This window comes from Nitrospira sp. Ecomares 2.1 (assembly GCF_965152585.1).
In genome coordinates, this window is record NZ_OZ224219.1 from 4,230,366 (window position 1) to 4,244,199 (window position 13,834).

Here is a 13,834-nt window from a genome sequence, read left to right on the forward strand (position 1 = left end):
GCAAAGATTCATCAGAACCAAGGTCGAACAAATCAGAGCATTCTCAGCAACCTATAGAAAATATTGATCCGAATACAGGATTTGGAGAATTATCATGAGCACCTCACCAGTCACCAGCCACCCTCCTATTCACACGGCTCCGATACCTCAGGAGATTCTTGAGGAAATAGAAACATTCGAGGATGAGGTGAATCGCCTCCAATCAGGTGACACTCCGTCCGACGTATTTAAACCGTTTCGACTCCAATACGGCATTTATGGTCAGCGACAGCCGGATGTCCAAATGGTCCGGATTAAGATTCCCTTTGGCGGCCTTAACGCAAATCAACTACGCCAAGTGGCTGACATTGCGGATACCTTCGCGACCGGCGTGGGACATGTCACCACGCGGCAGGATATTCAACTGCACTTTGTTCCCCTCCGCCACGTTGGCACCATTATGCGAAAACTGGCGGAAGTTGGACTCACGACTCGGGAAGCCTGTGCCAATACCGTGCGAAATGTCACAGCCTGTGCCTTGGCAGGGGTGTGTCCTGGCGAAGTGTTTGACGTGACACCCTATGCAAAAACCGTGGCCTATCATCTATTACGAAACCCGCTCAACCAAAGCCTCCCTCGCAAGTTCAAAATTGCGTTTTCCGGCTGCAAGCAAGACTGCGCCTTAACCCCCATCCACGATGTCGGGCTTCTGGCTGCTCGCAATTCTGAAGGGGTTCCGGGGTTCAAAATGGTCGTCGGAGGCGGGTTGGGGTCCACTCCGCGCCTCGCCAAAGTGCTACATGAATTTGTTCCCATGGAAGAGTTGATTCCCGCCACCGAAGCCATGCTCAAGGTGTTTGATAATTTAGGCAATCGGAAAAATCGAAGCAAAGCCCGCATGAAATTTGTCGTTGACAAACTAGGGTTCGAGGAATTTTCCAAACGATGGAAAGAGACCTACGATGCCATGTTGCAATCCGGCGCCACCAAATTTGGATTGGAAACGGCCCCGTATCCTGATGATCCTCCCTTAATAATGCCGACGAAACCCGGAAACGGCACATCCCTCCAAGGCAATGGACACAGCCAACTTGAGGGCTCATCCATCCATGGAGCCCCCTCATCTCAAGAAGCGTACGATCATTGGTGCGCGACAAATGTGATCACTCAACGCCAGTCAGGATTTAGAACAGCGGCGGTGAGACTCCCCTCGGGTGATATCACATCTGAGCAAATGTTTGCGCTGGCTGAGCTCACCGAACGGTATGCCAACGGAAACCTTCGTACCACCATCAATCAGAACATCATGGTACGTTGGGTTCCCGATATTCGCCTCCGGCACTTCTATGACGAATTAGTCGCTCATGGATTGGGCGACCCTGGAGCTGAGGGAGTCGCCGATATCGTTTCCTGCCCGGGGACCGACACCTGCGGACTGGGAATCACCTCTTCTAAAGGACTGGCACGAGCACTGGCAGAAGTATTCCCTGCCGGGAAAATCGCTGAGGACTTGGAAGGGGTGAACGTGAAAATCAGTGGCTGCCACAATTCCTGCGCGCAACATCATATCGCCACGATCGGCTTACATGGAGTCGGCAAACGTATTGGAGACCATGTCGCGCCAGTGTACGAACTGCACCTTGGGGGACGGGTCAACGGCACAGCCAAAATTGGCCAACTCATTGTGAAGGTTCCTGCGAAAAACGTTCCCGCTGCCGTCCAGCATCTGCTCGATCTCTATCGCCGGGACAAAAATAATGGGGAGTCATTATTAGGTTTTATTGACCGCACCGGAAAAATCAAACTGAAAGATGAACTGATCCCCTACACCATCCTTCCCACCTATCAAGAGGATCCACAATTCTATGTTGACTGGGAAGGCGACGAGGAATTTTCGGTTGAGGACCTCGGACCCGGCGAATGTGCGGGTGGGGCATTGGAAATGATCGACAATCGGATTCTTGAAGCGGAACAGGAACTGTACCAAGCTCGCATTTTGGCTGAAAAACACCAGTATGCGTTTGCCATTAACAAGGCTTATCGAGCCGTGGTGGCAGGAGCGAAAGCCATCCTTGTCACAGAAGGAATCGATCCGAATACCGATGCCGACACCTTAGCCGAATTTAACAAGTTGATCGTGGCCAAAGGGCTCATGCCTGCGGAATACCATAATCTGGCCTCTATAGTGGGCGATCTGGGGAATAAGGACGCCTCGGCTGACCTGACACAGGGAAAAATCGCGTTTACCAAAGGTTTTGTGGACCTCTGCCGGACCGTCTCAGACCAGATCGGCCAGGACCTCAAGCTGGCTCCCGCTGAACTGGGACAAAAGCCCACTGAATCAACCAAGGAGGCAACCACGCCACCTGAAAAGGCATCCTCCCCATCAGGTGTGCCCGTTTACGACCTCCGGGGCGTGGCATGTCCCATGAACTACGTGAAAACCAAGCTCAAATTAGAAATGATGGACCACGGTGACCAGTTGGAAGTATGGTTGGACGGCGGCGATCCTATTCGCAACGTCCCGGTCAGTCTTCGAAACGATGGGCACAACGTGCTCGAACAGGAACCCATGGACGCCGACGAGCAGCACTTCCGGGTGGTAGTGGAGAAAGTGGAACTGTAGAACGCCATGGCTCTTTTCCTCAATACCCATCCAACTCCTGAAGAACTCGTCGCGGTCAATCGATCCATGGAAGGTCAGGCGCCTCGACAGATTGTCGAGACCGCGATCGCGGAATATGGGGGAACGGTTATTCTGGCCTGTAGTTTTGGGGCCGAGGATGTCGTCCTGGCCGATATGATGTTCCGCTCAAATCCAGGCAGCACACTCTTTTATTTAGATACCGATTTTTTATTTCCTGAAACCCATGCTGTTCGGGATCGGATCATTCAACATTATCAATTACAGGATGATCAGATTATCCAGGTAAAATCAACACTCAGTCCTTCCGAACAAGCGACACAGTTTGGGGAAGCCTTATGGCAACGGGAGCCCGACCAATGCTGTTCCCTGCGAAAGGTTGAGCCCCTCACTCGCATCCTGGCAAAGTATGCCGCGTGGATGACGGGAATCCGGCGTGATCAATCACCCACTCGCGCCAACGCCGGCATCATTGAGTGGGATACCAAATTTGGCCTTGTAAAATTTAACCCCTTAGCCACCTGGTCATGGAAACAGGTCTGGGAATACATTCGCATGAATGACGTTCCGTACAATGCCTTGCATGATCGGCATTATCCCAGTATTGGATGTACCCATTGCACCGCGCCCGTCATGCCGGGAGAAGACCCACGCTCCGGACGATGGAAAAGTTCGGAGAAAACCGAATGTGGACTTCATCGATAATCCGGCCATGTGACCATTCCGTCGTTCATGACCTTACATTCATTTTCCTCAATCAAGTAACTATCGGAGACCATCAGTGAAAAAAATTGCCGTCATTATTACCAAAGGGGGATGGAACAACTTGTTTCAAGCCTGTGAGTGGATAGCCCTGGCAGCCGCCAGCGGCATGGAAGTGAGTGGGTATTTCCGTGACGAAGCCGCAGGCCGAATGACCAAGGACAAAATCAAAGAGCTGACCATGTCCCCGGATTTTAAAGGACGGGAAGGCTTTGTTCGTGATCTCTTGAAAAAAGAGGATAAATCGGACCTCCCGAAAATGATGCAGACCTCTAAGGAAAAGGGAAACGTCAAATTTTCGGTGTGCAGAGATTCTCTGAAATATTTTGGAGTGAATGTCGAAGAACTCATTCCAGAATTAGATGAAGTGCAAACCGCCGAGGCCTTCTGGAAAGAAGCCGTTCTTCCCGCTGACCAGGTTTTGACTTTTTAACCCGGAATCATCGCATGGATCAACTGATTGCAAAAATTGGAAAAGGGCTGAAGGGTGCCAAGGATTTAACCTGGGATGAGGCCAAATTTGCGCTTAACGCCATCATTGAAGGGCAGGCAACCGACGTTCAGGTGGGAGCCTTTTTGATGGCCATGCGTATCAAAACCGAATCCATCAGCGAACTCGCCGCGTTCACCACCACGGTTCGCAAGTGGGCGCCACCGATACCACTCCCGCATGCCGAAAACATTGTGGACGTGCCGCTCTATGGAGAAAAACATAACACCATCCATGTGGTCGTCGCGGCAAGTCTTGTCGCAGCTTCGGCCGGCGCAGGACTGTTCATGCACGGTGTTGAAAACCCGGACACCCCGTACGATCTCCCTCAAGTCCTTCATCACTTACAGCTTCCCATCGCCCGTACTGCGGCAGAAGCCATTGAGCAAGGCGCTCAATCGCCCTGGGTGTATATGGACTTAGCCGGATACCATGCACCATTAACCAAATTGCTGGACCTGCGTCAGGCATTCGGTTTACAAAATTTGTCCCATCAGGTATCCAGACTATTGAACCCTGCCAGGGTGGGCTCACAAGTCATCGGCATTTCCCATCCGCCATATCTGGATAAAATGGTGGAAGCCCTGGACATGCTGGGAGCGAAACGGGCGCTGATCATTCAAGGAGTCGAAGGATTTCCCGAACTGTCCCTTTCCGCTCCCTCCATGGCTCGTGAATTACGAAGTGGACATATTTCATCGTTGGTCTTTCGTCCCGATGATGCCGGGTTCCGATCCGGACCATTTCAAGCCATGAGTTCAACAATTAACGGCCCGGGATCGGGCACCCCTGAACATGAAGCCCGATTGATAACACAAGTACTCGTCGATCGCCAGAAAGGCGACAGACGGAACTGGGTAATTATGAATGCCGCTTTACTGATGTATGCCGGAGGGTTGGCCTCCTCTCTCGCGCAAGCCACACCGCTCGCCCAGGAGACACTGGACTCCGGAAAAGCCGGAGCGTTCTTTACCGCCCTGGTCCAAGGACGCCCCCCACAGTCAAAATTTGTCGTCCCCCCTTCACCCGCGGTGGTGCCCGCATGAACCATATCCGTCAATTAGAAGACCAAAGCGTCTATATCCTGCGAGAGGCGTACAAAAACTTTGATAACCTGGCCATGCTCTGGTCCATGGGCAAGGATTCAACGGTGTTATTGTGGCTGGCCAGAAAAGCGTTTTTCGGCCATGTGCCCTTCCCCTTACTCCATGTTGACACCAGCTTCAAAATTCCTGAAATGATTGAATACCGGGATCGCCTCGCACGCGAGTGGCGATTAAATCTGATTGTGGGCCAAAACAAAAAAGCCCTGGCCGAAGGGATGAACCACACCAAGGGACGAGTGGAATGTTGCACCGCCTTAAAAACCCAAGGGTTAAAACAATTGCTGGAGGAAAAGGGCTACACAGGGGTGATTTTGGGTGTGCGATCGGATGAAGACAGCACCAGGGCAAAGGAGCGGTACTTCTCCCCGCGGGACAAAAACAATGAATGGGATTTTCGCGATCAGCCCCCCGAACTCTGGGATCAATATAAACTGTCCTTTCCGCCGGGCACGCATATCCGGATCCATCCCCTCTTGGATTGGACAGAGATCAATATCTGGGAATACATCAAATTAGAAAACATTCCCTTTTTGGATAACCTCTATCTGGATCAAGGCACCGGCAAGCGCTATCGCAGCCTGGGATGCGGCCCCTGCACCACTCCCATTGATTCCACCTCGAAAAATGTGGATGAGGTCATCATTGAATTACGCAACACCAAGGTGGCAGAGCGGGCAGGACGCGCACAGGACGAAGGACGAGGGATGGAACAATTACGCAAAGATGGATACATGTAATTATGACGGTCACACCAGCCATAGGCCTACCTAACGACACTCCTCAGGACAATTCCATCCGGGAGAGAATGAATATCGTCATCGTGGGTCACGTCGACCACGGCAAATCCACGCTATTGGGTCGTCTGTATGCCGACACCGGGACGTTACCAACCGGCAAGATCGAAAAGATCCAGGCCATTTGCAAACAACAAGGCAAAGAATTCGAATATGCCTTTCTGTTTGATGCCTTTTTAGAAGAGCAACAACAGGGTATCACCATCGATACCGCCCGAACCTTCTTCTCATGGGGAGGGCGCCAATACATCATTATTGACGCGCCAGGACATAAGGAATTCCTGAAAAACATGGTGTCTGGCGCGGCTCGTGCCGAAGCGGCGCTCCTGGTCATTGATGCCCTGGAAGGCGTGCGCGACCAATCAAAGCGCCATGGGCTCTTGCTCTCCATGTTAGGAGTTAAACAGGTCACCGTAGTGGTCAATAAAATGGACCTGGTCAATTACCGGGAAGACACCTTCCAAGCCATCGAAAAAGAATACCGGGAATTTCTCACCCAATTGAACGTCATTCCCCAATACGTCATCCCCGCGAGTGCCAAACAGGGCATCAACATCATCAACTCAAGCCCGGAAACCCCATGGTACACCGGACCATCCGTTTTGGATTCCCTGGCGCATTTCCATCTGGAATCCAAACGCGCCGAACAAACGCTTCGTCTTCCCATCCAGGACGTGTATAAGTTCGACGCCCGCCGGATTTTAGTCGGCCGCATCACGGCAGGGAAACTCAAGATTGGTGACCGGCTGGTCTTTTCCCCGTCCAACAAATCCGCCAATATCGAAACGATTGAAGCTTTTAATATCGATCCGCCGCCAACTCAAGCCGAAGCCGGCCAATCCGTCGGCATAACCCTGGACGAACAAATTTTTGTGGAACGAGGGGAAATTGCGACACACGAAGATGCCAGGTCGCTGGTCTCCACCCGCATTCGTGCCAACCTGTTCTGGTTAGGAGGGCGTCCCCTAGAAACCCGCCGTCCATATGTCTTACGACTGGCCACCAGGGAAGTCCCCTGCGAAGTGGCCACTATTCATCGCATTGTGGACGCCACTAATTTGGACGACCGACAGACGCAAACCACCGTGAAACGAAATGAAGTGGCCGACATTACGCTTCGGACCAAATCTCCCATTGCGTTCGATCTTTATGCACAGTTCGAGACGACCGGACGTTTCGTATTGGTAGATGAATACGATGTGGCGGGAGGTGGAATCATCACGGAACTGGTCCAGGACGACCAGGAAGATTTTCGAACGGAGGCACGAGAACGGGATTCCGCCTGGGTCAAGGGAGATGTGGGAGCCGAAGACCGGGCCCAGCACTATGGACATCGAGCGGCCGTGGTCTTACTGACCGGTCCGGATGTCACCGCGAAAGGATTTCTGGCTCGAAAACTGGAAACCGTGCTCGTTGCAGAAGGCCGGCATGCCTACCTTCTCGCACCGGAAAATCTGCAACGGGGGCTCGATGCGGATCTGCTCGACACGAAACCGGATGAAATCATTCGACGGTTCGGGGAAGTCGTGCGGTTACTGACCGATACAGGCTCCCTCGTGATTTCTACAACCAATGCCCTCCATGAACCGACCAAACACATCGTGCAAACCGTGCAAACGTTGGTGAACCCGATCCCGGTCATCACCATCCACATGGCCAAAGATTTACAAGGGCCTCAACCGGATACCGATCTAATTTTTGCAGGGCCGGAAAATTTCGACGACTGCACCCACCAAATCATTGATTTGCTCAAATCCAGGGGGATTCTCACTGAACCTCCCAGGGGCCGTGGCGACTTCCAGTACTCCATTTAAGACCATCGTCATTTCCCGCAAGGATGACTGACTGTACCCACCATTCTCACTCAAGATGTGGGTCAATCAGGGACGAAACTCGCCCATTCATCCAGACGTATCATTTTGGTAGACAAGATTCCATCCGTTTTCTTTTTTTTAGGCACCGTCGAACTGAAAACTTGAGTCACACGAGTGTGAAAGACGATGAGTAGCGATTATTATTTCGTCCCAGTGAGCACATGGACGTGTGAGTCAGGCTGCGAAGGCTTCATGTCATCATGACAATTGCAGATCAGCAACTTCCATCGTAGCACGGCGTGTTGTTGTTATTTTCAATAGTTGGAAAGCTGCCTCGCGTATAGAACCAGTAGCGATAGGCACCCAAGGCATCCGAATTGCCGGGATCCAGCGGCTTGAACAGGCCAAACGTGTCCGGATAATCATGCGTCTTCGGGTAATTCTGACTGTGGCCGGGGCATGAATCGTTTTGATATTTGGTAAGTGTCAATGCCCAGATGCCCCATTGATAGTTCCATGGGTATTTGCCGGAATGAGAATTTTCGTTGGGGTCATTGTTTATGTGACCGTTCGGGTAGTAGAGCACCGCTTTATTGTTAATGAAATGTTCCCATTCGCATTCAGAGCCACCCCGGTCGAAATACGTATTGACCACGTGCAGATTATTGCCCGTGTACGGAAGGTGTTGAACCACGAAGTTGGTTGGGAGGAGCTGCGCGTACATTTCGCGCTGGACCGCCCGATCGTAGCTCTGCAAAAGCAGGCCTGTGGCATTGTTGTCCCAGGGAACCTGATCGGCAAGCAGCGGCGCGGCCAGGGTCTTGAGCCGTCCCCAGTCGGTCATGACGCGATCGAATTCACTTCCGAGAGAGACGAGTGTGGCCGAGAACTGATTCGCCAATTGATTCGCTAAATCCCCAGCCGCTATTTCCTGGTTCTCCTGCGCCTGCAGGGGCGTGCCGGCGGCCGAATTGGTATGAGACGCGGCTTGATTGGCAATTGCGGTGCCAACGGTCAGCGCCACCTCGGTGCCCGCCGCCACAATCCCGCCGCCGGGAATGGCATTGAGCAAGCTGGACCCAACACCGAAAACATCACCCAATATGCCTGTCCATGAGGCGGCATGCGCCTGGGTGGTAAGGCCGACTTGCAGGTTATGCAAAATCTTGTCGCCATCGTCCTGCAACAGCAGCGACACGTTGGCCTGCTGATCCTGGTACAGGCCGATGACATTGCTTTGGAAGAGGCGCGCCAGCGTGACGTATTGGAACTCGGTGGTGAGCTGCTGCACCATGGCATCGAAATCTGCGGGACTAGAATTGGGGATTCTCGAGGAGTCGTACGTCAGATGTCGCAGTTCCGCCAGCCAAATGGCAGGTGAAATATTCAGATTAACATAGGCTGAACGAATATCGGCGCAACACAGCTGCTGGCTGATCCAATCGTAGGCGGCCTTCGATCCGGCCGGATCAGGTCCGGGGAACGGCCAGGGCGTGGGGTTCAGCAACGACGCCGACAAGATATCCGCGATCGTCGTCTTGCTCAGGTTGAGACGGTGTCCGAACGAGGCCGGACTGTAATACCCCTGGTGGTTCACCCGCAGGAAGCCTTCCATGTCCGCGCCATGGCCCGCACCGGTAGGCGGCGGAAATGCTTCCGTCTCACGCGCGATGATGGAGCTCATCTCGGCGCCCACCTGATCTAGACCCGTATCCGTGCTTTCTCCTCCGACACCGTCGACAAACGATCCAACCAAGGTATAGTCGTCATACAGGTATGGGTCGGCATTGGGATTGTTGGCGAGGTAGAAGACCTGTTGCGTTCCCCCCAAATCCCCCATCAATTGTGAGGCGGTGTACCAATTGACGCGTGCCCCACAGAGCCCGGTGCTGGTACTGGATTGGCAGTTATAATTTGTATATCCAAACCCGGCGATGAAAAAGAGATACCCATAGGATTTGTAGCCGGTGATGGCGTCATACAGCCTATTGACTTCACTCGCGTCAAGCTTGCTGGGAAAGGTCTGGTGCCGGACAACCGTCAAATCCTTGCTGTTTAAGATCAGCAGATGGAACCCGCCTTGGCTGCCGTTCAGTGAGCCCGACGCATGGGGTACACCGTCCACGGTAATGGTATTCATCACTCCATCGGGACCATCGGGGATCGTGGCGGTCGAAAAACTGACCAGGCGGTCGTTTCTCGCAAATGTGAAATTATGATGATTATCGCGAATGAGAACACCGGCGATATCCCCGAGTTGTGATGGCTCCGCCCCCTTGGGGGCGGTGAACGACGTATTGGGAGAGCCGAGACTGTCACATGCCGGGCCGCTGCCATAATTACTGCCACTGCAGGTCAGGCTTTCAAAAAAAGTACCGGGTGGTGGTTTCGGTGGCCCGGACGTGGGTGGGAAGGGTACTTTGTTTGATATGGAAGAGAACGCGATCTGCTTCGAGTCCCCGTTGGCGTAAGCAAGTCTCGAGGAAAGACCTAGCCCATTCAGCATATTCTTGAAGGATTCGCAATCCTTTGGAAAATCCTTACTATAAGCCTTAGAGCACGGGGTAAAACCAATGGTTCCAAGGCTTTGGATGAGTAGAATGCATCCGGCAGAAAGACAATCTTCAGGCGTGTAAACTATTGATTGATAAAGCGGGGAGTCGTGCCACCGGCCATCACTGGGAGGCCGCTGATTAACGACCGAAACATTGGATATCACCGACAAATCCCAGCGTCTCATAAAGACTACCTGGAAACCGGCATTCGAACCGTCGCTAGGGACGGACGCCGGTATCAGCGTGGCAGCCGTGGGATCGTCTAGATCCTTGTAGAGCGCGATGTTGTAGTCCGCTGCCTTGTCGCCTGAGCCGGTAACCACGCGCGTCTTGATGGGGATCAGCAGCGGCAGATTGGCCGCGGCAGGACTGCTGTCCGGATGATCAACCAGGAAAAAATGACTGTTTACCTCGTGCGATCCGGATCTGACTAAAATCTGATTTTTGCCCCAATTGACCAAGGGCCGGTCAACCTCGGCCCGGCGAACACCATTGCGGCCAGGCGCCATAAACCGCGAGGTGATGTCGACGCCATCCAACAATACCTGCATGGCCTTTGCCGCATGATGTGCAACGCGCACCTGGATGGTGATGGGTGCCGTGGTATGCGCCGAGGCATTCGTCGGGGACATGATCATGATTGATTTCCGCTGCAATGTATCGTTACTGGATTCCGCCAGCAAAGTTGAGCTACTAATACATGCCTGCAGCAGAAGACACAAACACGTGAGAGAAAAGGACAACCAACGATTCTTCATATGATCCCCCAATATTGATCAGATGTCATGAATCGGTATATTTGTTTTGCGCGTATGCGCATCAAGAACTAGCCTTCAGCACTCGATCGGAATCGTATCCCGTGGCCAACATAACGAAAGAAACGAACAGAATCAACAAACATAGGCCGTTCCTTGTCACGAATACAGATGACTGAAAGGAGAATAAAAAAAGACGGTACGTGTGAGGGCAGAAACTTGATGACGGCAAGGTCAGCGTCAATGATTTCGAGGTTCATCGAGTCCCAACGGGCAGCGCCATTGAATGTGATGTCATTCCATACGCACTCGCCGGGTTTCCGCTTCGATGAGGTTTGGTATACGGTCCTCATACGGAATACGTGAGCACGAATAGCTATCAGGAACAACACCTCCAGACTTTTTCAGCTCTTGAATTCAAGAAGGGGAAGCGAACTTCAATCGGGGAATACCCGAAAATTTTGACGACTTCACCCACCTATTAGCACGTTGCAGATCAGTGGCCTCGGGGACGGTTCAAAAAAGCATGCCCTGAGCCTTTCGAAGAGTTCCCCCAGCAAGGCCGCAGTCCTTTTTTCGCGCAGAGCGTACTTCCAGTACGTGAGCAGGGAAAAATGGCGAGAACGCCGCTGGCGGCTTTTTTCAACAGCCCCGGGAACAGATTCGCCGTCATGCCTTGCTTGGCATGACGGCGAAAACGCATGAGAACGCACCGACTCTCTACTGCTATGCAAGATCGAGTTAGGGCCCATGTGGGTCATTTTTAAGGTCTTCAATTTCCGTTCTTTTCTTTTCTCGCTTGGCATCCCATTGTATTTTCTTGAGACCGTAGGCGTAGACAGTCCCCTTCTCCGGCTCAAATTGCCGTGCCGTTTCGGACTGCACATCAGAATCCACGGTCAGCTTCGTGCCATTCCAAGTGCCCTTAAAATTCCCTTTGTGTGTAATTCCCAAGCTCCTCGCCTCTGATCCCTTCATCACGATGATGACAGAATCGACAATACGATAGCTGTCCTTTTGCTTGAGATCATTAATCTTGCCAGGTTTCTTGTTGAGGTCATTTTTGAACTTATTCTCGTTGTCGATTGCCATGTGCAGGAAAACATACTCACCATCAAAGACTTTCTTGACAAAATCATCGCCTTTGAGCCCCCAGCCCAAAAGAGGAATCGAGAAATTTCCGAGGATGTTGACGGCGGTGGATCCATTTTGTTCCACCTCGAACCTTGAGACGGTCACTTGATTAATCAACCCTTTTAGCGTGCCCTTCTGATCGCAATAGTTGGCTGCGGTTATCGGAGTTTTTTTGTCGCACCAATCCCCGAGCTCAAGCTGTTGGGCAGAACCTTTGTAGTATCGGTAGCCATTATAGTTCAGGTAGTTCTTCTTGATGACCGCGTCAGCACTCGCTATCGAAGTCGATAGCCCTAGAAACAAGAGTCCCAAAACTGCGATATTGAGATAGCGTACATACATGATTTTTCTCCTTTTCGTCGTAAGACGTATTTAGTGAATTGCTAAGAGAAAGACGGTCAGATGTATTTCCTGACCCCGTGCCTCCCGTTTGGTCAGACCAAGGCGAAATAAAAAGCGCATAACCAAGTTCCTTAGAAGTTCCCGAATGCCGGTCATGTAGTCCTCGCCTTTCCCTTACCTGTCATGGAATGCCTTTCCTATTATGTTATTCTGTTTCCTTTTCCCCCTGACGTTGCTCGTGCCGCTCACGATTTTTTGCGCGTATCGCTTTTCGTCCTTCTTTAAACTCCTCCGCGGTGAGAAATCCATCTTCATCGGCATCCAGCTTTCCGAATCGGGTTCCTGCTCCTTCGAGGAATTCATCCAATGAAACCTTGCCGTCTCCGTCCGTATCCATTTTCTCTAACTTCCCTGGACCTCGTTCTTCAGACATACTTTCATCGTCTTGAGAAAAAACGGCGCCATTTCCTGCCAGAACAAAACAGGCAACAAGACCGAAAATGAGAGTCTGGGTTTTCATGATTCACCTCCTTGTGAATTGGATGAGAGTTAAATATTCCGGTCACGCGAAACAATGCCCCTGGCCTTCTCTCACGTCTCCCTATCTACTGGATGTCAGCAATAACCAGACCAATGAAATTTTTCCTGCAGAACAAATGGGTAATCGATGACTACAGCGAGAGATTTCAAAAACTGAACACGCCTGATTTGTCGATTTCTTAAGAAACTGCTTCTGTGCTCAGGAAGGGGAATTATCCAAATGGATAAATATGTTATCTAAATGGATTCGTCTGCCTATGAGTTTGACACGTGGGCCATGGCAGGAATTCCAGGAACGATATCAATCTGGAAAATAGGCCGACAGGAATTGGATTTTGATGAGAAACACAGCGCATGCCCATGACGTGCTCAATCATCGCGAAACGTCCGGACACAAAAAGCATCGAGAGCTGGGAGCTCCCCACCAATCGGGAATTCTTTTCGATAGGTCATGGAATACATTCTCGCGTTTTTCTCGTAGAACGGGCAGCAACGCTGTTCTGCAGGTGGAGACTTTCATCTTTAAAGGAGAATGCGATGAATCCCTGCCGCCTGTTTCTTATCCAGGTGCGATAGGTTTGTTCGACCATTCAAGGCACATGTTTACGAGCGGTGTTGCACATCATTGAGGCTGCAATGATCCCTCATCAACCACGCACGATGACCGATCTCGGTCGCGGGCTGAAGAGTCTGACTTGGAGCAGGACAATATCAAGGGCCTAGACTGCCTTCTTGGGATTGGGTGGTTGCCTGAGTCCTGTCAAATTAACGATGTCACTGATTCTCTCTTTACTGAGCCTGGTAGCTCTCGATCTCCTACAAAGAAGGCGAATTGGTTGAGAGTGCGCTTCCAGCCAGGAAGAGGCGTCGTCCATTTCTTGGCAATTTGCAGCATCTCGACATACAACCCATTCAGAAC

The 13,834-nt window shown here is 51.7% G+C and carries 9 protein-coding genes; 6 read left to right on the top strand and 3 right to left on the bottom strand.

The window, feature by feature from the left end; genetic code table 11:
- Positions 1-94 precede the first annotated feature (94 nt).
- The 6 genes from ACWHYD_RS18730 (at position 95) to ACWHYD_RS18755 (ending at position 7,589) form a co-directional block, all read left to right on the top strand.
- Entirely contained in the window at positions 95-2,605 is a 2,511-nt protein-coding gene (locus tag ACWHYD_RS18730) for a sulfurtransferase TusA family protein (RefSeq protein ID WP_447963531.1), read from the top strand.
- Between the two features lie 6 nt (positions 2,606-2,611).
- Positions 2,612-3,328, top strand: coding sequence for a phosphoadenylyl-sulfate reductase (locus ACWHYD_RS18735; RefSeq protein ID WP_447963532.1), 717 nt, complete (start codon positions 2,612-2,614; stop codon positions 3,326-3,328).
- 76 nt (positions 3,329-3,404) lie between these two features.
- Positions 3,405-3,818 carry a DsrE/DsrF/DrsH-like family protein gene (locus ACWHYD_RS18740; protein ID WP_447963533.1) on the top strand — a complete coding sequence of 138 codons (414 nt, stop codon included), beginning with the start codon at positions 3,405-3,407 and terminating at the stop codon, positions 3,816-3,818.
- A 14-nt stretch (positions 3,819-3,832) separates the two neighbouring features.
- Positions 3,833-4,921 (top strand): anthranilate phosphoribosyltransferase, encoded by a 1,089-nt coding sequence (locus ACWHYD_RS18745; protein ID WP_447963534.1) that lies wholly within the window; start codon positions 3,833-3,835, stop codon positions 4,919-4,921.
- The gene (cysD, locus tag ACWHYD_RS18750) at positions 4,918-5,718 is read left to right on the top strand and encodes a sulfate adenylyltransferase subunit CysD (protein WP_447963535.1); all 801 of its coding nucleotides are present in this window, start codon (positions 4,918-4,920) and stop codon (positions 5,716-5,718) included. Before ACWHYD_RS18745 ends, cysD begins: the two co-directional genes overlap by 4 nt.
- A gap of 2 nt (positions 5,719-5,720) precedes the next feature.
- The gene (locus tag ACWHYD_RS18755; protein ID WP_447963536.1) at positions 5,721-7,589 is read left to right on the top strand and encodes a GTP-binding protein; all 1,869 of its coding nucleotides are present in this window, start codon (positions 5,721-5,723) and stop codon (positions 7,587-7,589) included.
- Positions 7,590-7,863: 274 nt separating this feature from the next.
- Here ACWHYD_RS18755 and ACWHYD_RS18760 read toward each other — a convergent pair whose 3' ends face one another.
- From ACWHYD_RS18760 to ACWHYD_RS18770, 3 genes are all read right to left on the bottom strand, one after another.
- Positions 7,864-10,902, bottom strand: coding sequence for a hypothetical protein (locus ACWHYD_RS18760; RefSeq protein WP_447963537.1), 3,039 nt, complete (start codon positions 10,900-10,902; stop codon positions 7,864-7,866).
- A 738-nt stretch (positions 10,903-11,640) separates the two neighbouring features.
- A complete protein-coding gene (locus ACWHYD_RS18765) occupies positions 11,641-12,375 on the bottom strand; it encodes a hypothetical protein (protein ID WP_447963538.1) in 735 nt (244 codons plus the stop codon).
- A 205-nt stretch (positions 12,376-12,580) separates the two neighbouring features.
- Entirely contained in the window at positions 12,581-12,895 is a 315-nt protein-coding gene (locus tag ACWHYD_RS18770; RefSeq protein WP_447963539.1) for a hypothetical protein, read from the bottom strand.
- Between the last annotated feature and the right edge of the window lie 939 nt (positions 12,896-13,834).